At 50.8% G+C, this 20,756-nt stretch carries 28 protein-coding genes; 14 read left to right on the forward strand and 14 right to left on the reverse strand.

The window, feature by feature from the left end:
- The first annotated feature begins 2 nt into the window (after nt 1–2).
- On the forward strand, nt 3–422 hold the full coding sequence (locus BLW97_RS06635) for a tetratricopeptide repeat protein (protein ID WP_075322719.1): 420 nt from the start codon (nt 3–5) through the stop codon (nt 420–422).
- 192 nt (nt 423–614) lie between these two features.
- Here the strand turns inward: BLW97_RS06635 and BLW97_RS06640 are convergent, their stop codons facing one another.
- Nucleotides 615–857, reverse strand: a complete 243-nt coding sequence (locus BLW97_RS06640; RefSeq protein ID WP_075322720.1) for a superinfection immunity protein — start codon at nt 855–857, stop codon at nt 615–617.
- Nucleotides 858–983: 126 nt separating this feature from the next.
- On the reverse strand, nt 984–1,412 hold the full coding sequence (locus BLW97_RS06645; RefSeq protein ID WP_075322721.1) for a superinfection immunity protein: 429 nt from the start codon (nt 1,410–1,412) through the stop codon (nt 984–986).
- A gap of 226 nt (nt 1,413–1,638) precedes the next feature.
- On the opposite strand from BLW97_RS06645, the gene BLW97_RS06650 reads away from it, so the two are divergent.
- From BLW97_RS06650 to BLW97_RS06670, 6 genes are all read left to right on the forward strand, one after another.
- Entirely contained in the window at nt 1,639–2,403 is a 765-nt protein-coding gene (locus tag BLW97_RS06650; RefSeq protein WP_075322722.1) for a hypothetical protein, read from the forward strand.
- A 106-nt stretch (nt 2,404–2,509) separates the two neighbouring features.
- Nucleotides 2,510–2,782: an SEL1-like repeat protein gene (locus BLW97_RS06655; RefSeq protein ID WP_075322723.1), complete on the forward strand. Its 273-nt coding sequence runs from the start codon at nt 2,510–2,512 to the stop codon at nt 2,780–2,782.
- Nucleotides 2,783–2,794: 12 nt separating this feature from the next.
- The gene (locus tag BLW97_RS20400; protein ID WP_423230371.1) at nt 2,795–2,932 is read left to right on the forward strand and encodes an SEL1-like repeat protein; all 138 of its coding nucleotides are present in this window, start codon (nt 2,795–2,797) and stop codon (nt 2,930–2,932) included.
- 63 nt (nt 2,933–2,995) lie between these two features.
- The gene (locus BLW97_RS06660; protein ID WP_242947724.1) at nt 2,996–3,337 is read left to right on the forward strand and encodes a DUF202 domain-containing protein; all 342 of its coding nucleotides are present in this window, start codon (nt 2,996–2,998) and stop codon (nt 3,335–3,337) included.
- On the forward strand, nt 3,315–3,599 hold the full coding sequence (locus BLW97_RS06665) for a hypothetical protein (RefSeq protein ID WP_075322725.1): 285 nt from the start codon (nt 3,315–3,317) through the stop codon (nt 3,597–3,599). Before BLW97_RS06660 ends, BLW97_RS06665 begins: the two co-directional genes overlap by 23 nt.
- On the forward strand, nt 3,592–3,960 hold the full coding sequence (locus tag BLW97_RS06670; RefSeq protein WP_207650566.1) for a DUF202 domain-containing protein: 369 nt from the start codon (nt 3,592–3,594) through the stop codon (nt 3,958–3,960). The genes BLW97_RS06665 and BLW97_RS06670 overlap by 8 nt, the downstream gene beginning before the upstream one ends.
- Nucleotides 3,961–4,058: 98 nt before the next feature.
- Here the strand turns inward: BLW97_RS06670 and BLW97_RS06675 are convergent, their stop codons facing one another.
- A complete protein-coding gene (locus BLW97_RS06675) occupies nt 4,059–4,544 on the reverse strand; it encodes an Lrp/AsnC family transcriptional regulator (protein WP_075322726.1) in 486 nt (161 codons plus the stop codon).
- A gap of 141 nt (nt 4,545–4,685) precedes the next feature.
- On the opposite strand from BLW97_RS06675, the gene BLW97_RS06680 reads away from it, so the two are divergent.
- Nucleotides 4,686–6,386: a 2-isopropylmalate synthase gene (locus BLW97_RS06680; protein ID WP_024893747.1), complete on the forward strand. Its 1,701-nt coding sequence runs from the start codon at nt 4,686–4,688 to the stop codon at nt 6,384–6,386.
- Nucleotides 6,387–6,412: 26 nt separating this feature from the next.
- On the opposite strand, the gene BLW97_RS06685 is transcribed toward BLW97_RS06680, so the two are convergent.
- The 6 genes from BLW97_RS06685 to BLW97_RS06710 form a co-directional block, all read right to left on the reverse strand.
- Nucleotides 6,413–7,186, reverse strand: a complete 774-nt coding sequence (locus BLW97_RS06685) for a sulfite exporter TauE/SafE family protein (protein ID WP_031572846.1) — start codon at nt 7,184–7,186, stop codon at nt 6,413–6,415.
- A gap of 33 nt (nt 7,187–7,219) precedes the next feature.
- A complete protein-coding gene (locus BLW97_RS06690) occupies nt 7,220–8,053 on the reverse strand; it encodes a hypothetical protein (protein ID WP_075322727.1) in 834 nt (277 codons plus the stop codon).
- Entirely contained in the window at nt 8,037–8,255 is a 219-nt protein-coding gene (locus BLW97_RS06695; RefSeq protein WP_024893749.1) for a hypothetical protein, read from the reverse strand. Before BLW97_RS06695 ends, BLW97_RS06690 begins: the two co-directional genes overlap by 17 nt.
- A 65-nt stretch (nt 8,256–8,320) precedes the next feature.
- Complete coding sequence (locus BLW97_RS06700; protein WP_024893750.1) at nt 8,321–10,780, reverse strand: cation-translocating P-type ATPase; 2,460 nt, start codon at nt 10,778–10,780, stop codon at nt 8,321–8,323.
- A 33-nt stretch (nt 10,781–10,813) separates the two neighbouring features.
- Complete coding sequence (locus BLW97_RS06705) at nt 10,814–11,623, reverse strand: UDP-2,3-diacylglucosamine diphosphatase (RefSeq protein WP_242947725.1); 810 nt, start codon at nt 11,621–11,623, stop codon at nt 10,814–10,816.
- Nucleotides 11,592–12,104 (reverse strand): peptidylprolyl isomerase, encoded by a 513-nt coding sequence (locus BLW97_RS06710; RefSeq protein WP_024893752.1) that lies wholly within the window; start codon nt 12,102–12,104, stop codon nt 11,592–11,594. Before BLW97_RS06710 ends, BLW97_RS06705 begins: the two co-directional genes overlap by 32 nt.
- 194 nt (nt 12,105–12,298) lie before the next feature.
- On the opposite strand from BLW97_RS06710, the gene BLW97_RS06715 reads away from it, so the two are divergent.
- Both BLW97_RS06715 and BLW97_RS06720 read left to right on the forward strand, forming a co-directional pair.
- Nucleotides 12,299–12,598, forward strand: coding sequence for a BrnT family toxin (locus BLW97_RS06715; RefSeq protein ID WP_010639066.1), 300 nt, complete (start codon nt 12,299–12,301; stop codon nt 12,596–12,598).
- Nucleotides 12,585–12,878, forward strand: coding sequence for a hypothetical protein (locus BLW97_RS06720; RefSeq protein ID WP_010639063.1), 294 nt, complete (start codon nt 12,585–12,587; stop codon nt 12,876–12,878). Before BLW97_RS06715 ends, BLW97_RS06720 begins: the two co-directional genes overlap by 14 nt.
- Before the next feature lie 50 nt (nt 12,879–12,928).
- On the opposite strand, the gene xseA is transcribed toward BLW97_RS06720, so the two are convergent.
- Nucleotides 12,929–14,278, reverse strand: coding sequence for an exodeoxyribonuclease VII large subunit (gene xseA / locus BLW97_RS06725; RefSeq protein ID WP_075322729.1), 1,350 nt, complete (start codon nt 14,276–14,278; stop codon nt 12,929–12,931).
- A 130-nt stretch (nt 14,279–14,408) separates the two neighbouring features.
- Here xseA and trxA point away from each other — a divergent pair, with 130 nt between their 5' ends.
- Nucleotides 14,409–14,786: a thioredoxin gene (trxA, locus tag BLW97_RS06730; RefSeq protein ID WP_010639060.1), complete on the forward strand. Its 378-nt coding sequence runs from the start codon at nt 14,409–14,411 to the stop codon at nt 14,784–14,786.
- Nucleotides 14,787–14,801: 15 nt separating this feature from the next.
- On the opposite strand, the gene BLW97_RS06735 is transcribed toward trxA, so the two are convergent.
- The 4 genes from BLW97_RS06735 to BLW97_RS06745 form a co-directional block, all read right to left on the reverse strand.
- Nucleotides 14,802–15,236: a DUF3429 domain-containing protein gene (locus BLW97_RS06735; protein ID WP_010639058.1), complete on the reverse strand. Its 435-nt coding sequence runs from the start codon at nt 15,234–15,236 to the stop codon at nt 14,802–14,804.
- Nucleotides 15,229–15,402 carry a hypothetical protein gene (locus tag BLW97_RS19630; RefSeq protein WP_010639056.1) on the reverse strand — a complete coding sequence of 58 codons (174 nt, stop codon included), beginning with the start codon at nt 15,400–15,402 and terminating at the stop codon, nt 15,229–15,231. Before BLW97_RS19630 ends, BLW97_RS06735 begins: the two co-directional genes overlap by 8 nt.
- Before the next feature lie 17 nt (nt 15,403–15,419).
- Nucleotides 15,420–16,289, reverse strand: coding sequence for an energy transducer TonB family protein (locus BLW97_RS06740; protein ID WP_242947727.1), 870 nt, complete (start codon nt 16,287–16,289; stop codon nt 15,420–15,422).
- 68 nt (nt 16,290–16,357) lie between these two features.
- Nucleotides 16,358–17,578, reverse strand: a complete 1,221-nt coding sequence (locus BLW97_RS06745; protein WP_075322731.1) for an MFS transporter — start codon at nt 17,576–17,578, stop codon at nt 16,358–16,360.
- 138 nt (nt 17,579–17,716) lie between these two features.
- Here BLW97_RS06745 and xseB point away from each other — a divergent pair, with 138 nt between their 5' ends.
- The 3 genes from xseB to dxs are packed head-to-tail and all read left to right on the forward strand — an operon-like array spanning nt 17,717 to nt 20,748.
- Nucleotides 17,717–17,953, forward strand: a complete 237-nt coding sequence (gene xseB, locus BLW97_RS06750; RefSeq protein WP_024893757.1) for an exodeoxyribonuclease VII small subunit — start codon at nt 17,717–17,719, stop codon at nt 17,951–17,953.
- 3 nt (nt 17,954–17,956) lie between these two features.
- Nucleotides 17,957–18,877, forward strand: coding sequence for a farnesyl diphosphate synthase (locus BLW97_RS06755; RefSeq protein WP_075322732.1), 921 nt, complete (start codon nt 17,957–17,959; stop codon nt 18,875–18,877).
- Nucleotides 18,874–20,748, forward strand: a complete 1,875-nt coding sequence (dxs, locus tag BLW97_RS06760; RefSeq protein WP_075322733.1) for a 1-deoxy-D-xylulose-5-phosphate synthase — start codon at nt 18,874–18,876, stop codon at nt 20,746–20,748. The genes BLW97_RS06755 and dxs overlap by 4 nt, the downstream gene beginning before the upstream one ends.
- The last annotated feature ends 8 nt before the right edge of the window (nt 20,749–20,756 follow it).

Genomic DNA, 20,756 nt, shown 5'->3' on the forward strand with positions numbered 1-20,756 from the left:
TTATGTTTCCGTTATTATTTCGCAAGTGCATTTTCTACTTCTTTTTGGTTGTTGGGCTCACCTGGATATCCGGTGTAGCAATTGCAGGTGAGTTACTGGTGCATAAAGTACCTGAATTTCGGGTGCATGTAATGGAGATGCCAAAATCTGTATTGGGAATGCCTTTGAGTAAACTTGAAAAATGGGCGCATGTTGGAGATCCTGAAGCAGAAAATGCTTTGGGTGCAGACTACTTACATGGTATAAATGTTCCGGAAAACTGGCAAAAAGCAGATGCCTGGTTCCGTAAGTCGGCCCATGCCGGGAATGCCAATGGGGCTTTTCAACTGGCCTTCGCCTATAACTTCGGCGAGGGTGTGCCGCCGAATAGGCACAAAGCCGTTTATTGGTGGCAACAATCCGCAAAAGATCGCAAGAGATGAGTAAGTTTTGTGCTCAAGCGTATTTTGAAAGTCCTCGTGGTAGTTCTATTCGCGGTATTCTGGTTATTCTGGATTGGTCATCAGGGTCACACGCATATTGAACAGATTTTTGAGTCCAGTAAGAACCACCACTTTTTTCTTTGGCATGTCACAAGACCTGTTATAAAAAACGGAGGGGAGTGATCAGATTCTTTATGGGTTTTCTTCATCAAATGATTCACCGTTTCCAGAGACCAGCGCCCAGACCAAGGCGACGATCCAGCCAATGACTGTCCAGCCTAATAGCAAATCCAGTGTGGTAATGCCCAGGAAGTAAGGACTTTCCAAGCTCCAAGCCAATAACACTGGTAAAATATAGATGGCTATTATTATCATAAATCCTATCATCAATAAAACAGTAAATCCCGTCGGACTGTGTAAAATCCAGTGTAGCATTATCTATCCCCTGTAATGGCTAAGATATTTATATGACAATCCAGCATGATTTTCTTGATATGCACAACAATCACTAGCGCAAAAAACATAATGCAATTTTATCCTTGTCTGCACAATCATAAACATCTACACATCTTCATGAGAACTACTGCGTTGTTTTGCTTTTACATTATCTATGTTCCATGAAGGCTTGATAACAGTGATTTTCGTATTATCCATGGCATTTGGTTGCAAATTGAGCTTAATGATGGTGGTTATGATTATTCCGCCACAAACAATCATCATGCTGAACAAGCTACGTATGAAAGCTCTTTTGAAAGAAGGACCACTATTGAAGGACCTTCTCGATGCGGCTAGTTCCCAGCACCACCACCAGCCAATGAGACTCCATCCAAATAGAAAATTAAACATGTATAACTTGTATTTGTTCCTTTTTTTTGCAATTCTATACCACAGTGATGGCAAAAAGTAGAGTATAAGTATAGCTAGTGAAACTGCAAATATTTTTAGTGCAGAAAAATACAAAGGAAGCAGTCGGAATTCTGCTCTGATCATTCACCTAGCCTTTTTAGGTGTGACTAAAAATAGCAGCATTTGCATTATCATATCGATGATTATTCCTGAAACCCGAATGATGTATACTATCTAGACTCGTACTGCTGCTGTAGAGTTCCGCTATTCACAGGGAATGACGGTGTATAGGATGGTCTGGAGCTTATCGTTTGTAACCAGGTAACTGACGATTATAGGCCTGAATTTCAAATATTAGGAGAAGTTGACAATGTTATGGTTGATACCAATTAGCTTATGGTTACATATTTTGCCAGCACTGGGCTCTTTACCGCTTGTGAATGGTAATAATAATCATTTTATATTGGTAGAGGGAACCAATCCTTGTTATCAATCCAAAGTGGAAATTACTTCAAATCCTAGCGATCGGGCCTATTGGAGTAGTAATATAAACTCCTTCTCCGCCTTGGCGCACGCCCAGCCGAACAATTGGATTTTAAGCCTTGGTGAAGAGAGTCCTAAAGGACAATGGCATCATCCGGTAAGCTTGGCTCAGCTTTTCGGTAAATTGGCATTTGCGCACGCCAAATATGCGATTTTAGCCCCATCCTTAAGGGTTCTGGGCTTACATGGAAGCGGTTTTGCTTCAGCAAAAAGGAACGAGGCACAAGTCCCACCAGCGTTATCAAAACTGCTAAAAATTTCCGCTCAGGGAAATGGTATCATTCTTCGCGTGGCATCTTATGAAAATAGACCGACCGAATATACGCATATTGTTCGTTTTTTCTCCGCCGCTATACGCAAGACGCTCCCCGATGTAGCCATTATTGCCGAACTAGCAATGCCGGATAGTCCAGGCTTCTGGAGCGTCAGTCAGCATACTTGGCTTAAAGACATTCAGACCACAAGTCATCTGGTGGACGGTTATGCGTTATTTGAATGTGGTCATGTCTTATATTCGAACTATTCAGGGACCTCTTCGTCTTTAATAGTTTCAGGTATCCGTCTTGCCGATGAAACCAAACAACCGTCCTAATGGTCCATACTGTAGGGACCATTCAACACTTTTAAAGCCAAATAAGCGTTTTTCGGCTGAATGATATTCCTCCGCGAGCGCAACTACTGATTCGAGGAGTCCGTAAATGACCAATATGCCTGGCAAGCAGTTTATTTTTATGTGTGGCTTAATGTTGATGCCTATTGGCGCAATGGCAAGTTCCGATGCTACTTCCGCCTTATCAAGTATTTCGGTGACGGCGCACACGCTGGCCAATTGGCGTGCTGGTGCCGAACATGGTTATGGTCCAGATCAATATCGTCTAGGACTGGCGTATGCAACAGGTGATGGTGTTCCTCAAAATTTGAGTGAAGCTGCCTATTGGTGGCGTAAGAGTGCTGACAACCTTTATCCGTAGGCAGAACTTATGATGGGCAATGCTTATGCGCATGGATGGGGTGTATCACGTGATATCAATAGGGCGATTCATTGGTGGAAGACCGCTGCGCGAAGCGAGGCCGCTGATGTGGCCCGTCGAGCCCAATTCCTGCTCGATTCCGCAGCTTAAAATGCCGATGGCGTCATTGATATCCAAATTTTAGGGCAGTCAGTCAATAACAGGAGGAGAATATTGCCTTATCTAAATAAGTTTTCAGCCCATAATTTTATCCTGAGGGACTGGTTGGCGCTGGATCGCACCATTCTCGCCAACGAACGAACCATCTTGTCCTTTACCCGGACAGCCTTGGTACTCATTCTTGCAGGAATGACTTTTATACGATTTTTTGGGGCGAATAGTTGGTCAGCTTTAGGTTATCTGACGCTTGCGGTAGGCGTGATCCTGTGGCTGACCGGATTCCGCATCTATTTGGGAAGAAAAAAGAACTATCATGCGTATGTAACAGAGCTGCAAACTGAAGAAAACGATGAACAGGAGAAGGGAGAAAAATATGTACCGACATCCCTACGATGATTATAATCGCGATAAAATGGTATTGCGGGACTGGATGGCGATGGATCGGACGGTTTTTGCTGCTGCCCGCACGTTCAATGATTATATCAAAATTTTCATAACTGCCGTTATCGCTACGATTGTTTTTCTGGTCATCTTCAATGGAAAAATATGGGATGAGGTGATTTATCTGGGATTGATTTTTGCGGGCATGATGTTGGTGGCGGGATTGTTTTTGCTTGTGCAGGCGTATTTGCATCATCGGAATTTGCATCATGAGTAGCCATTCAAACAATACTTGGCTGGACGCATTGCACATGGATGTCCATCGTCGTTATTTTCACTGTTACCAGAAAAAAGACCTGGTACTTCAGGACTGGCTGGCTATGGACAGAACGGTAGCAGCAAATAAACGCACACTGTATGCTTTTATGCGTACAACACTGGACTTCAATGTAACAGGTTTGATATTTATTCGTTTTTTTAAATATGGTTGGATTATTGGTATTGGGGGTTTTTTCTTGCTAATGTCCATCCTGCTTGGCGGGTATGCACTAGCTCGGTATTTTCGTGTAAAAAGTCATTATCAGAAATTTTTGCGAGAATCAGGAGATGTTAAACCAGCTGATTTATTGCAGGAATAGAAAGATAATAAAATAAAACATCTTGATGCTATCGAAAGCACTGCTGACAATTAAATTGGTTGAATACACCTGCAAGTTGGCTTGAGAAAATCAGGTTCTCAATAAATAGGAAATTCGGTTTTATCGATCATTTTCCGCAACACAAAGCTGGAATGTACGCCCGTCACGCCTTCGATTCTGGTCAGGCGATTCAGTAAGAAATCCTGAAAGTGGGCCATGTCGCGCAGGACCACTTTCAACTGATAATCGGCATCGTGCCCGGTGATCAGATGACATTCCAGAACTTCGTCGGATTTTTTAATCTCTGCTTCAAAATGCTCAAAGCGTTCGGGGGTATGGCGGTCCATGCTGATGTGCATCAGCACCATGAGTTCCAGCCCGATTTTTTCCGGCTGTAACAAGGCCACCTGTTTGCGAATGATGCCTGCTTCTTCCAGTGCCTGCACCCGACGCAGGCAGGGGGAAGGGGAGAGGCCAATTTTTTCAGCGAGGCGCTGATTGCTCAGGCTGGAATCCTTTTGTAAGGCTTCAAGGATGCGGCGATCATACCGGTCCAGGGGCATTTTGGGTTCTCCATTTTTCATGGCGCAATATCCAATCTAAAAAAAGACTATTATAGCAATAATAATGCGTGAACAGCCGCAGTAAAGTCAAAATTCGCAAGCACCTGCCGGATAATGCCACGTATAGTTCTCCCATCGTCTTGAGCAGGCAGGAGAATCATCATGAACAGCTTTAATCATCGTCGTTATCGGGCTTTCCCGGCGGTTCACAAGCCGGATCGGCGCTGGCCCAACCGGCGCATGCATCATGCACCCACCTGGACCAGCGTGGATTTGCGCGATGGCAATCAGGCCTTGGTGTCGCCCATGAGTGTGGCCCAGAAAATGGAAATGTTCGATTTGCTGGTACGGATGGGGTTCAAGGAAATCGAAGTGGGTTTTCCCGCCGCCTCGCAGCCCGACTTTGACTTTGTCCGCAAAATCATTGAGGAAAAACGGATTCCTGAGGATGTGACCATCCAGGTTTTGACCCAGGCCCGAGAAAATCTGGTTGAGCGGAGTTATGCGGCCCTGCAAGGTGTGCAGCGCGCCATTGTGCATGTATACAACTCGACCAGTCCGGCGCAGCGTGAACAGGTGTTTGGTCTGGATAAAGAGGGCGTCAAGGCTATTGCCGTGCGCGGTGCCGAGTGGGTAAAAGCCGGAGCGGCCCGTTTCCCGGAGACCCGGTGGACATTTCAGTATTCCCCCGAAAGTTTCAGCAATACGGAATTGGACTATGCCGTTGAAATCTGCGAAGCCGTGATGTCCGTCTGGCATCCTGAAGAGGGTCAGCCGGTTATTTTGAATTTGCCGGCTACAGTAGAATCCGCCATGCCCAACGTGTTTGCAGATCAGATTGAATGGTTTTGCGACCATTTGCGGGGACGGGAGCACGTTAAAATCAGTGTGCATACCCACAATGATCGGGGTTGTGCGGTGGCTGCCGCAGAATTGGCGGTGTTGGCGGGTGCTGACCGGGTTGAGGGAACCCTCTTCGGGAATGGTGAACGTACCGGGAATATGGACATTCTTACCATGGCCATGAATTTGTATTCTCAAGGGCTTGATCCGAAGCTGGACCTGTCCATGGGGGAGGCCATCAGCGAAATTTACACCCGTTGCACGGGAATGGCGGTTTCTCCCCGCCATCCGTGGTTTGGTGAACTGGTGTATACCGCATTTTCCGGCAGCCATCAGGATGCCATTCGCAAGGGCATCAATCACCGCCAGGGACAGGATGCGGCTGTTTGGGAGGTGCCTTATCTGCCCATCGACCCTGCCGATTTGGGCCGCAACTATGAAGCGGTGGTGCGCATCAACAGTCAATCCGGCAAAGGCGGAGTCAGCCATGTATTGGAAAGGGATTATGGTATTTCCCTGCCGCGCTGGTTGGCTCAGGAATTCAGTGCCGTTGTCCAGAAAGCGACTGAAGAGCAATCCGGCGAGATCACGGCGAAGCAAATATATGCCTTGTTTGAAAGTCATTTTGTGAAGCGCAATGGCGACTGGCAGATGCAACGCTACCGCTTGCAGCGTGAAGGTGAAAAGGTCATTGCCTCGGTGGTCATGGGCACAGAGGCGCATCCCCGCATTTTGCAAGGGAAGGGGAGTGGGGCCGTAGGGGCGCTGGTAGATGCCTTGATTCAGGGTGCTGGGATTTACGCCGAAGTGGAGCAATTTGATCAGCACGCCCTGGGAGCCGGGACTGGTGCCCGCGCCATGGCCTGCGCCCGGGTCAGTGTGGAATCCGCTGGAACCGCTTCAGCAGTATCTTTTGGTGAAGACACCACCGAAGCCGCCTTGCAGTCTGTGCTGAGTGCCATTGGTAAGGCGGGAGCGGTGGTTCGTCTTCATCAGAACGATGCGCAGAAACGGGGATGAGCAAGGAGGGAGGCTAAATGGATCTACTATCCGCCAAAGGCCTCCCAGGCCGTTCTCGCAATCAGGAGCAGCACGACAACAATGAACAGGCGGCGTACAAAAGTAGTTCCATGCGTCATTGCCATGCGGGTACCCATGAGACTGCCCAGCATGTTGCACATAGCCAGAAACAGGGCGAGATGCCAGAGCACATGATTTTTGCTGGCAAACAGAACCAGTGCCGCAAAATTTGACGAGAAATTGACCATTTTGGCACTGGCGCTGGCATGTAAAAAATCAAAACCAAATACGAGAATAAATACAAAAACCAGAAAATTACCGGTTCCAGGACCCAGAAAGCCGTCATAAAAGCCGATGAGCAATCCACCAGCTATGCCCAGAAAGGTGGCGGTCTTTTGGGTAAAGCGGGGTTCATGCACCTGACCCAGCTGTCGGTTCATGAGGGTGTATATCAATACGCCAGCAAGCACAAAGGGCAGGGCGCGGCGAAAGTCGTCGCCATTGATACGAGTGACCATATCCGCCCCGATCAATGAACCTGTCAAAGACGCCAGCGCAGTCGGGATAACGGTTTTCCAGGGGATGCGCACGCGCCGGACATAAGACAAGAAGGCGGCCCCAGTACCCCAGATGGCGCCCGCCTTGTTGGTACCGAGCAGTGTTGCCGGTGCAGCTTGCGGAAAGCTTGCAAAAAGAGCGGGCAGCAGGATCAGTCCACCTCCACCCACAACGGCATCGACAAAGCCTGCAAGTCCTGCGGCTAGTCCAAGGCCCATATCGGCAAAGTTCAGAAACATCATGGGGATGATTTTTATAGGATCAGCAAAAAAATTTCAGGCATGCGCTGCCGCATTTTTTCGGGCGAGGGCTGTTGCCTGTTTGGCTACCTGAGCGCCAGGCAGACCGAAAGTCTCGCGCACAAAACACCAGCCGTACAGCCCAACCAGTATCAATAAGGCAACCCCAACCAGGGATACCAGCAGTGCCGCAGCATAAGTATGCAGGCGCGCCGAAATGAAGGTGATGACCCCCTGTAGCAGCAGGCTTGCCAGCAAGAAAGCCAGCCATACCCGCACATTGGCCAGCACAGCCTGGAATCCTGCCAGCAGGGCCAGATAACCTCTCTGGGTGATACCCGTGACAATGACGCCAACAGACAGCAGCAAAAATGCATTACCCAGCATGGTCTGTGCGGTACCAAGGGCATTGGTGATGAGCGAACGCAACCAGTCCGGCAGCTTTTGCCAGTCGGCAGATTTCAGATTGTGCAAAGTCGCCGCTGAGGAAATATGATCCTGACTGAATATACTCTGCAGATAATGCCGGAATATCAGCATCAGCATCAGCAATGCCGCAACCAGCAGGGCTATTTCCAGGATGAGCCGCAAGAGGGGCCACCAGGGTACGTCGCGAATGCTGCGGCCTACGTCGGTCAACTGTGTACTGCCCTGATGAATCGCCATGGCGACGGCAAATATAATTGCCATGACAATGCAGGAGATGGGAATACTTAGTACAAGTGGTTGCCAGGCTATATTCAGTAGCAACAGCACCAGATAAAGCAGCGCAAAAGACCGGGGCGAAGCACGCAGCAGAATCAGGGAATCCCGCCACCAGCGCAGCAGCCAGCCGGATTCAACGGGCTGTGGTTTAAGCGATGCAGCCATTATTCCATAGTGTGGAAGCAGAAAGGGGCATACGCTGACGATGACGCATCGTCACGGTATGCCCCTCTCCCTGATGACCATTATTGCCACGATGTTTGACCTTGCGGTTGTAAACCGTCTGGTCTTTCTCGATACGGGTAGGGTGAACACCCAGACGCGGTTTTGGCCGTTTGGCCTGGCCATGTATTTTTTCTATTTTCATCAATATCTCCTGAATTCTCCAGAAACTGGACCTAGTCTAGCATGATCCGGGCATGGATGAAGATTTCAGCTTTTCAAAGTGAAAGTTTGCAGCGGGTGCAAGATCAGGCGTGCTGCCAGCCAGGCCAGCAGGGCTGTGAGAAAAATAATACCGATATCGTTTAACGACAGGGATGTAGTCTGAAAAACAAGCTGTAAAAATGGTAACTGCGAAAATAGAGCCTGGAGCAGGATCATGACTACGAGGCTGATAATCAATATCCAGTCACCGCGATCATTCCGCCAGGATCCATACATCGCCAGAAGTACAGCCCCTTCCATGGCCATTAATCCATTCACGGCCAATGTGCGGGCATGCACAACATCATAAAAAGCAATGCCTGTTTTAAAAATCGCAAATACCATCATCACCAAAAAAAGGGTCATTAACGTAATGCGGATCCAGAGAGTTCCAGGAAGCAGGGGCTGAGCAATGGGTCTTGGCAATTGCTGCATCAAGGCCTTATCAGCGCCCATGAAAGCAAAAACAAGCGCCAAAGTAATGGCAGTCACCGTATTGATCCACAAAATTTGCAAGGGCGTAATGGGTAAAATCATTCTGAAAATAACCGCCAGAAAAATCACCATGCCCTGGGCAAAATTGGTGGGCAGCATGAACAGTGCGGTATGCTGGATGTTGTTATAAATATGACGGCCTTCTGCCACAGCGCAGGCAATATGCGCAAAATCATCATCGGCAAGAATCATGGCGGCGGCTTCGCGAGCAACGGTACTACCTGAAAGCCCCATGGCCACCCCAATCTGGGCACGACGCAATGCCGGAGCATCATTAACGCCATCTCCCGTCATCGCGACGATTTCCCCTTCGTCTTGCAACGTTTTTACCAGCTCCAGCTTGTCAGTGGGCTGTACCCTGGCAAATACATTCACCTCACGCGCCAATTGTTGACGTTCTGCAGGCGAAGCGGCCAACCATTGCCCATGATCAACTACCCGAACAGAACCAGCATCCACAAGACCTATCTGGCGGGCAATAGTCGCTGCGGTGCGGGGATGATCACCAGTAACCATAATCACCCGGATACCGGCTCCCCGACAGGCTGCAATTGCCGCCGGTACTGCCTGTCGCGGTGGATCGAGCAGAGCAACGACGCCCAACCAGCGCCAGCCCCCCTGATCCAGAGAAGACCAGCGAGATATATCCGCTTCGGCAAGAGCAATAGTACGCAGGCCCAGATTCGCCATCTCCGAAATAACCCCCTCCCAGAAACCGACCGTCTGATCCAACTCTTGAAAGCAGTGCTGCAACACGAATTCCGGTGCACCCTTGATGGCGATGCGATCAGCATGCAAGGTCGCCATGTAAGGGCTTTCATGGTCAAAAGGACGTGTATCCAGGCGGGGATTGCGTTTTTGATAATGGATTAATGCGCCATCCTCGCCGTGTGCATAGCGTATAAGCGCCTGTTCCAACGGGTCGCCGCTACCCTGTCCGACGTCAGATATTTCTGCGTCATTACAGAGCAGCATGTTTTCCAGCGCCCTGTGCAAGCTCTCGGGATCATTCTGGGTCAGGCGCAAGTCCTCTACGGCCATGCGGTTTTCGGTCAGAGTGCCGGTTTTATCCGTACAAATGACCGTCACGGCTCCGAGAGTTTCTACTGCGGGTAATTGGCGGATGATGGAGCCCCTTTGCGCCATACGCTGGACACCGAGGGCCAGACTGATACTGATAACTGCGGGAAGACCTTCCGGAATAATAGCCACAGCCAGACTGATGGCCGCAAGGATTGCAAATTCGAGACTGTCACCATGCGTCCAGGCGATAAGGGAAGCGATAATAGCCAGGAGGAATACGCCCAGCCCCAGCCATCGGGATAACTGATTGATGCCTATCAGTAATGGCGATTTACCAGCCTTGGTTTGCGCCAGCAACTTCTGAATATGACCGATGGACGTTGCGCCACCAATTGCAAAGACTTCACCCACACCGGAACCCCGCGAGACCATGGTTCCGGCATGCAACACACCTAGTTCATTGTCGTTGATCGGCTGTTTATCCACAGGAACCGATTCGCCTGTCAGCAAGGATTCATCGACCTGAAGCTGATGTGCTTCACGAATATGCAGGTCTGCCGCTATTCTCTCTCCGTTTTCAATCCGTACCCAATCGCCAGGCAGCAGATTTGCGGAGGGCAGTTTTTGCCAATGACCATCGCGAAGTACCAGCGAATATTCCATCAGGTACGACTGCAGGGCAGCAACAGCCTGCTCTGCGCGGTTTTCCTGAATAAAGCCCAGCATAGTATTGATCAGAATCACAGCGACGATGATGCCACTATCCACCCAGTGACCAAGGGCTGCTGAAAAAATAGCGGCAATGCTGAGTATGAAAATCAGAGAGTTGTTAAATTGTTGTAGGAGTCTTCGCCACCAGGGCGTTGGGCTTGGAGCAGGTAATTGATTGAGACCAAACTGCTGCTGCAGTAAAACCGCTTCTTCAGTACTGAGTCCGCGTTTTTCCATGGCATTTCTGCTCTCATCCAGTGTTACTGAAGCCTAAGGGATGCGCGTTATTTTTTCCAGCGACCACTGACCAGCCGCCCAACGTCCAATGCAGGCTGCATCCGGGCTCCAGGCACCCAGCACCATCCGCCAGCCGTCGTCAGTGTGTTCCCAGACGGGGCGATGCGTATGCCCATGTACGAGCACATCAAAACCCTGCTCCAGGTGCTGATCCGCAATTCCGTACCGCAGTGCCGTGTGGATCGCCAGAGGATGAGCGTCGGTAATATTCAGGGATTTTTTCTGGACGGCGCGGGTGCTTCCGCGCCGCAGACCGGTCGCCAATTTTTGCAAGAAGGAGTAGGGGAGATTACCGACGCTGAGGCGAATCAGGGGATGGCGAATCACCCGCCGGAAAAGCTGATAGCGGCGGTCATCAGTACAGAGCAGATCACCATGGGTGAGCAGGATATACTGGGTACCCAGGCGCAAGGCCATCGGGTCGGGAATAGGAATAAGGCCAAAGGACGCGAGCAAGTTTTTGCTCAAGGCAAAATCCCGGTTGCCAACCATCACATAGACCCGAATACCTGCTGCAACCAATTGCTGCAGGTGCGCAAACACTTCGGCGTAGGCGCTTTCCCGGGATTGATCGGCATGGACCCAGTAATCAAACAGGTCCCCGAGAATAAAAACAGCCCGCCCTTCTTTAGCCCGGGTTTCGCAAAACTGCTGAAAAAGCCGGGTCAGGTCAGGCTGCCGGGGGCTCAGGTGCAGATCAGAAATGAACCAGATCGGTCCGTCTTCAAAATCCACATCCAGATAGGGCATGTCAGGCCGTAGCGATACGCTCGCCCTTTTCAATGGTGACGGTATCTTTGGGCACATCCTGGTGCATGCCTTTATTGCCGGTAGGCACTTTGGCGATTTCGTCCACTACTTCCATGCCGCTGACGACTTTTCCGAAGACCGCGTAACCCCAACCTGTGCCAGAAGCGGCTTTGAAGTTCAGGAAATCATTATCAGTCAGATTGATGAAAAACTGGGCAGTGGCTGAATGGGGATCATTGGTGCGGGCCATGGCCAAGGTTCCGCGCAGATTTTTCAGACCGTTTTCCGCCTCATTTTGGATGGGCGCATGGGTTTTTTTCTGCTGCATATCTGCCGTAAAACCGCCGCCCTGAACCATGAAACCGGGAATGACCCGATGAAAAATGGTTTCATCAAAAAAACCTTCATCAACATAGCTCAAAAAGTTTTCGACCGTGTTGGGGGCCTTTTCGGCATCCAGTTCGATGACAATATCGCCCTTGTTGCTATGCAGTACGACTTGTGGATTGGTCATGAAGACTCCTCGGAATTGCAGGGATCCACCCTGTTCAGAATAAATTCACCACTGGGTCAGCGGCAGCGAGTGGGAAGAGTAAAGCGTCAGCCTAGCTTTTGTCGATAGCTCGCATACGGTATCCAAGTGAAACCAGCCCTCAGAATCCGGGAAAGTGTATTGACAAAGTAAATCGTCGCCATAAAATCCATGGCATGGACGTTAAATACGAATTGCTTGGGTTATCTTTTGTCTGGGACGACAGGAAGGCCGTCATCAACTCCAGAAAGCATGACGGAGTAACCTTCGAAGAGGCGGCAACTGTATTTTTCGACCCTTTGTTTCGTCTGGTGGATGCCAGTAGCCATCATGAAACACGTGATGCAGCCATAGGTTGGAGCATGTCAGGGTATGGTCTGTTTGTGGTCCACATTGAAACAGAGAATGAATTTATCCGTATTATTTCAGCCCGTAAATTAACGAATGAAGAGAGGCAAAGTTATGAGTATTCCTGAGCGCATCAAAACTCGGTTAAACAAAGACCGTCCCATGACTACGGTAACTCTGCGGATTCCGGTAGATGTGGTGGAGTCTCTCAAGGAAATAGCTCCACAGAAAGGGTTTAGCGGCTATCAACCCTTACTTAAAGCCTATGTCAGTGAGGGACTGCGGAAAGATGAAGCACATTTCAGCTTTGGGGCTACGGCTCGACTACTTTCAGCACTGCGAAAGCGCGGAGTTCCTCAAGAACTGCTGGATGAGGCCGTAAAAGAAGAGACTATTTCTTTGTCCTAACGTCGGCAGTTAGAAAGCTCATTCGGCTGCCGTAAAAATCACGTGAAAACTCATAGATTTTCATATTCACATTTCGTGACTTCGCAACTGATACTGCCCTTCGCCAGGGTAGCTACCAGTTTTTCACCGGGATGGGTGCTCTGACTTTCGAAAATAACTCTTCCGGATGTATCCCGTATTACCGCAAAGCCTCTTTGCAATACTGCCAGAGGATCCAGCAAGCGCAGTGCAGACGTAGATTGTTGCTGGCGCAGGTCCGCTCGCTGCAAAATATCGAGCATGACGGTTCCCAGATTTTTCTGGCTTTCGCGCAGTTGCTTTTCCAGAATTTGCAGGCGTTGTCCTGGATCCTGACGCGCCCGTCGCTCCTGGAGATAGGCTAGTTGCTGCGCCTGGGATGACAGTTGCAAGGCCATGGCTCGAGTCAAGTTCTCACGAGCGAGTTGCAGGCGTCGCTGGGCCGCATCCAAACCTTCTCCAGGATGGCGCAGGCGTATTTGCAAAAAATCGAGGCGCTGGGATTCATCCTGCAGCTTTCTGAGCATGAGCTTTTCAAGTTGATAATGTTGCGCCTGTACTTTGGGCAACCACTCGTTCCGATCAGGACTGACTGCTTCGGCAGCGGCGGTGGGAGTGGCCGCGCGCAGATCACTGGCAAAGTCCGCAATGGTAAAATCAATTTCGTGACCAATTCCGGTGACTACCGGAATGCGCGAGGCGCGAATGGCACGGGCCACCATTTCTTCATTGAAACACCAGAGATCTTCCGTGCTGCCACCACCACGGGCAAGAATCAGCACATCTTCGGTGCTGCGCGCATTGGCGCGCCCCAAGGCTTCGACAATCTGGCCGGCAGCCTGATCCCCCTGAACCAGTACCGGATAAACCAGTACGCTGAGTAATGGCCAGCGTCTGGCCAGGGTTGCCCGGATATCGTGCAGGGCTGCACCGGTTGCCGAAGTGATCACGGCCACCCGTTGTGGCCATGTGGGCAGTGGACGCTTTAGATGTGCTTCAAAAAGCCCTTCGGCTGCAAGTTTTTCTTTTAATGCCAGAAAACGCGCCTGCAAGTCACCTTCGCCGGATTCTTGCAATTGCTCAATAATCAGCTGAAATTCACCCCGACCCTCATAGAGCGTAGGTTGTGCCAGCACCTGAATTTGCAAGCCGTTTCGTGGTTGCACCCGGCTATATAAATTTCGTTGCCGAAACATAGCGCAACGTACCTGGGCGCGACTGTCCTTGAGAGAAAAATACCAATGGCCAGAGCCCGGCGCACTGAAATTGGAAATTTCACCCTCGACGCGTAACAGCGGAAAATTGCCTTCAATAATTTCCCGGGCCGTACTGTTCAGTGCACTGACTGACAGTACCGGCATAGATTCTTCAGAAATACGCATGTCTTGACCTCATCCCTTGACCCCATCTGCCCTGCGCTTTAAGGTCAGCATATAACACTTTACTGTCATTCGGGATGGTCCCGTCTGCCGCGCGCGATTCTGCGCAATCCTGTTTACGAGAGGACATAGCATGGCTGTAGTGGAACTTACCCAGGAAAACTTTGAACAAATAGTTACCGGAAATGACATGGTTATTGTCGATTTCTGGGCCCCTTGGTGTGCGCCTTGCAAGGCTTTTGCCCCAACTTTTGAGGCTGCAGCCGAAAAATACCCGGATATTGTTTTTGGCAAGGTAAATACGGATGTGGAACAGGAACTGGGTGCTTCCTTCCAGATTCGTTCCATTCCCACATTGACCATTTTTCGTCAGCAGATTGGTATTTTTTCCCAGGCTGGTTCGCTACCTGCCAGCGCGCTGGAAGAAGTTATCCAGCAGGCACTCGCACTTGATATGGATAAAGTCCGTGAGGAAATCGCCAGTCAACAGGGCGAAAATACCAGTCATTGAGACGTTCACGCCGGCCTAAAAACCGGCGTATAACTGCAGTAGCAGTAATCCCAGCAGGCTAATAACTGCCGCAGTCAAGCCGCTGCGCAACGGCAAAAACCAATTTGGCAAGTTCAAGCGCTTATTTATACGATAATCGGCGAACCACTGTGCGATAAAGCCCAGAATCAGCAGGGCCAGCGCTACGGGTGCTGACCACCATAAAGCAAAAAACCCCCATAATGCCGGAATAACACTCCACATCATCAACATGGGTGCGTCATCGCTGTGTTCACGGTTCATGGCCAGGCCCCAGTGAATGGCACCAAGAAAACCGAGAATAATAGCGGCGTACATATTACCCAAAGTCAAAGCCACCACACCGTAACCTTTCCAGAATCCCAGATTGGCAAGAATAAGGGGAATAATTCCTGCCCAACCGAGTATTTTCGCCATACGCATGCTATCCATGATGACCGTCCTTGAGTGCAGATGAGGCGTTGGGAGCAGAAGCTGCGCTACCAATACCCTTCGGCTGAATATTGGTAAAACCAATGACTACAAGCGCAATCATGGCAGCTGCCCAGAGCACCAGAAACAGCGCGAACAACAGTGGACCCACTTTACGTTTTTTCAAAGAGTTCTCCTCATGAATCAATACAAGGCACGCACATGGCGCACACCCATGAAATGCATATTCAGCGGAATTTCAATTTTCCGGGTTTGGGCTGCCAGTTGCTTGGAAAAAGGCATGTAGGGAAATGAAAGTCGAATAATGCGCTCAGCCGCTGCATCCAGTTCCTTGTTGCCGGAAGGATCGACCATGATGATGCGCTCCAGTCCGCCCTGGGGATTGAGCACCACCTTAACTTTCAATTGACCCACCATAGAGCCGGGATAATTGAGATCGCCAATGCGTTCCAGCTTCTGAATCCAGCCGGCGATGTAAAAATCGGCTACCGGTCCTTTGGGGTTCTCGAATTTGGGTAAAGGCGGGCTGGCGGTAGCTTCACGCGCGGCTTGGTCCATTTGTTCCTGCAGCCTTCCCAAATTGATATGGGGTGGACCTGAGGGCTGGATGCTTTGCAGGGTGGATGGCGCCTGAGAAACAGCAGGTTGCGGTTTTTGCGGCAGCGCACGAGGATGAAATACCGGGTGTGGTACGGGGCGTGGCACCGGTCGGGGTACTGGTACTGGTCGCAGCTGCGGCTTCACCGGGTGTGGTTTCACCACTGGCCGGGGATGAGGGATTACCTGCGGTTTTACCGGACTGGGTGTCACGGCCTTATTGGGTAACGGCATAATATGAAAAGTTTTATTGACTTCAGTCTGGTTGTGCAATGCCTGCATTTTGGGCTTCTGGACATGAATCAGTAAAAACAGGGCGAGGGCCACCAAGATTGCTGAAACCACCAACCACGGAGCCAGACTTTCACTCCAATGGGGTTTTTCATCAGGAATCAAAAAGTAAAACTTTTGTTCAGCGAAGGCCAATCGTCCTAACCTCGCGGCAGTGCCGCTCATGAAATATGCCCGCGCAAGGCGGGCGGCAGTGCTTAGCTTGTCCTATCAACCGCCACGAGTAAAGCCGGTTAATGCGCGCTTTTGTGCGGTGCTGGAATATGCGGAAGCAATGCTGCAAGCAAGCCCAGCAGCGGCAGGAACGCACAAATCTGGTAAACCACCTGGATACTCCAGACATCCGCGAGCTCACCCAGAACCGCAGCACCCACCCCACCCAGACCGAAAGCCAGGCCAAAAAACAATCCTGAAATGGTACCAACCTTACCGGGAACCAGCTCCTGGGCGTAAACCACCATGGCCGGAAAGGCCGAAGCGAGCAGAAAACCAATGACCACTGTTAATAGTGCACTCATGGTTAGGCCGACGTAGGGCAGGGCCAGGGTAAAAGGCGCGATTCCCAAAAGGGAAACCCAGATGACCTTCTTGCGACCAATGCGGTCACCAATGGGTCCACCCATCAAGGTTCCAGCGGCAACCGCCGCCAGAAAAATAAATAAATGCAACTGGGCTTCCTGGGTGGCAATGTGAAAACGTTGCATCAGATAAAAAATCAGATAGCTGCTGATACTGGTCAGGTAAAGAAATTTGGAAAACATCAGAGCGACCAGAATGATAATGCTGCGTTTGACCAGTTTTGCCGGAAGCAGCGCTTCGCGCACTTCGGTACGGTGCTTTTTCGGATGGCGATGCTGATGTTGGTACCAACGCCCCACAAAAGTCAGAATCACAATGGCCAACAGGGCGGCCAGGGAAAACCAGGACAAGCTGTGCTGGCCATTGGGCATGACAATAAATGCCGCTAACAGCGGACCAACGGCGGTGCCAACATTACCCCCCACCTGAAAAATGGACTGGGCGAGGCCATGACGACCACCCGAAGCCATTCGCGCCACCCGCGAGGATTCAGGGTGAAACACCGATGAACCCAGACCCACCAGTGCGGCTGCAAGCAGGAGTATCAGATAATTGGGTGCAATGGAGAGTAACAATAAACCCGCAAAGGTGGATACCATTCCAATAGGCAACGAAAAAGGCAGAGGATGTCCATCTGTATAACGCCCGACCAGTGGTTGAATAATGGAGGCCGTCAGCTGGTAAGCCAGGGTAATCAACCCGATCTGGGCAAAACTCAAGTCAAAATTGCTTTTGAATAATGGGTATACCGCCAACATCAACGATTGAATGCTATCATTGAGGAAATGTGACACGCTGATGGCACCAAGCACGTCAAAGCGGGTGCCTTCCTGCTTTGACAGGGTGTTTATCTGCGCTGTCTTTTGTATGGACATGGAGAGAAGAGCCTTTCGGAATGGAAAACCAGACGAAATATTAGTGTCCAATTAACCGACCGTCCAGTATGAAATTAAATTTTTGCGCTTGCCCCGAGGATGGGGCCTAGTGTTTAATTGGCAAACATGGAAAAAGACATGAATAACGAACCCTCTTCTGCAGACACGCCCGCAGATTTCGCCAGCACCCTTGATGCCCTCGAAGCTACGGTTCGCCGTCTGGAAGGTGGTCAGCTGGGCCTTGAAGATTCGGTAGCTCTGTTCAAGCAGGGTATGGATCTTGCCAAACGTGCTGAATCACAACTACTGCAGGCGCGCCAGACCGTGGAAATACTGCTGGGAGAGAACGCCACCCCAATGACTCAGGATGAATAATCAATGACCCTGGAAGCCCTGGAGACCACTCAGAATTTTGCGTTATTTCGTCAGCATGCTGTGCGACGCATAGAAGCTGTTTTACAAAGCTTGCTGCCCGACGAACATATTTTACCAGCCCGTCTGCACGGCGCTATGCGTTACAGCACCTTGGGTGGCGGCAAGCGCATACGGCCGCTTCTGGTATATGCTACCGGACTGTGTCTGGACCTTGCCCCGGAAAAACTCGATCGCCCTGCTGCCGCCCTGGAAATGATTCATGCCTATTCGCTGGTCCATGATGATCTCCCGGCCATGGACAATGATGATTTGCGGCGGGGGTTACCGACCTGCCACAAAGCTTATGATGAAGCCACGGCCATTTTGGTGGGTGATGGTTTGCAGGCCCAGGCTTTTGTCGCCCTGTCCGAGCCGGATTGGGGCGTTGATCCTCAATGGCAAGTTCGCATGCTGGCGGCATTAGCCCTGGCAGCCGGTTCTCGGGGTATGGTTGGCGGTCAGGCCATTGATCTTGCGGCGGTTGGCCATGAGCTGGCTTTGCCAGCTCTTGAGCAAATGCATCTGCATAAAACCGGAATGCTGATTCGTTGCGCTATTCAACTGGCTCTTTGTGCCGCAGGCGTTGAAGAAAATTCGGAGCAGGGCGGCATGCTGCTACAATATGCGGATCGGGTTGGGCTGGCCTTTCAGGTTCAGGACGACATTCTGGATGAAATCGGTGATTTGCAACAAACCGGCAAAGCCCAGCAAGGCGCAGATCGTAGTCGTAACAAACCCAGTTTTATCACCTTGCTGGGCTTGAAAGAAGCCCAGAATTACGCCCAACGGCTTCTGGAAGAGGCTCTTGCTGCCTTGCAGTCCTTGCAGCATGAGGCGGATCATCTGCGCGCACTGGCGCGCCTTATTGTAGAGCGGAATAAATGACGGACTTGTTGAAGGGCATTCCCATGCCCGAAGAATTGCGGAGAATGTCTCGCACTGAGTTAAAGGGTGTCGCCAAGACGTTGCGCCAATTTCTCCTGGAAACCGTGAGTCAGACCGGCGGGCATTTGTCTTCCTGTCTGGGTACAGTGGAACTGGCGGTTGCCTTGCATACGGTTTTCAACACACCCGATGATCGCTTGGTCTGGGACGTAGGTCATCAAGCCTATCCGCATAAAATTCTGACCGGGCGGGGACCCCGCTTTGGCCAACTGCGCATGAAAGACGGGCTTTCCGGGTTTCTCAAACGTGATGAAAGCCCTTACGACAGTTTTGGGGCTGGTCATTCCAGTACCTCAATCAGCGCCGGACTGGGCATGGCGGTAGCCGCGAAACTGAAAAAAAATGATCGCGAAGTGGTTGCTATTATCGGCGATGGTGCTATGACCGCCGGAATGGCTTATGAAGCCCTCAATAATGGGGGTGTACTGGACGCCAACCTGCTGGTGGTCCTGAATGATAATGAAATGTCCATTTCTCCCAACGTCGGTGCGGTTTCCCAGTATCTCACCCGTATCCTTTCCGGGCGTTTGTACAATACCGTGCGTGATGGTGCCGGGCAGGCACTAAGTCTGGTGCCGCCGCTGCGCGAGCTGGCTAAAAAAGCTGAGGAAGGTGTCAAGGGGTTGGTTACTCCGGGAACTCTTTTTGAGGAAATGGGCTTTAATTATTTTGGACCTATAGACGGTCATGATCTGGACGCCCTCATTCCTACCCTGGAAAATCTCAAAAAAATTAAAGGGCCACGTCTTTTGCATGTGATGACCAAAAAAGGCAAAGGCTACGGACCAGCCGAAGAGGATCCATGCGGCTATCATGGTGTCACCCCTTTCAATCAGAGTGACGGGCAAATGGCCAAAAAGGCGGGTGGCCCGCCCAGCTACACCAAAGTTTTTGGCGATTGGCTCTGTGACAAAGGGGCTGCAGAATCCAGTCTGGTCGCCATTACTCCGGCCATGCGCGAAGGTTCGGGCCTGGTGCGTTTTGAGCAGCTTTATCCGGAACGTTACTATGATGTCGGCATAGCCGAACAGCATGCCGTGACTTTTGCTGCAGGCATGGCTTGTGATGGCATCCATCCGGTCGTGGCCATTTATTCGACCTTTTTGCAGCGCGCCTATGATCAATTGTTGCATGATGTCGCCATTCAGAATCTGCCCGTATTGTTTGCCATTGATCGGGCCGGTTTGGTGGGCGCCGATGGGGCTACCCATCAGGGTGCCTTTGATATGGCCTATGCACGCTGCATTCCCAATCTGGTGGTCATGGCACCCAAGGATGAGCAGGAACTGCGCGACATGCTCAATACCGGGTTTGCTTATCCCGGTCCGGCGTTGGTTCGCTATCCGCGTGGGACTGGCGTAGGGCTGGAACTGGATAAAAACCTGGAGCGGACCGTAGCACTAGGCAAGGCTGAGGTAATCCGCTCCGGAAAAAAACTGGCCATATTGGCATTTGGTACACGGGCTGCAGCAGCTTTGCAGGCTGGAGAAGCGTTAGATGCCACAGTTATTAACATGCGCTTCGTCAAACCATTAGATCAAGAGTTGCTCCAGGAGTTGACCCAGACCCATCAGGCTTTGCTCACCGTAGAGGAGGGAGTGATTGCCGGTGGCGCGGGTTCTGCTGTGGCGGAATACCTGTTGAACCAGGGGCAAATAGTTCCTATGCGCATTCTCGGGCTTCCCGATCAGTTTATTGAGCAGGGAGATGCCAATCAGTGGCTTGCTGAACTGGGGCTGGATGCTTCTGGAATCACAGCAGCAGGTCGTACTTTGCTGGATTCTCTTGCCCGGAAGCCGGGTCACGCGTAATATCTGAC

Origin of the sequence: Acidithiobacillus albertensis (genome assembly GCF_001931655.1) — a bacterium.
GTDB lineage: Bacteria > Pseudomonadota > Gammaproteobacteria > Acidithiobacillales > Acidithiobacillaceae > Acidithiobacillus > Acidithiobacillus thiooxidans.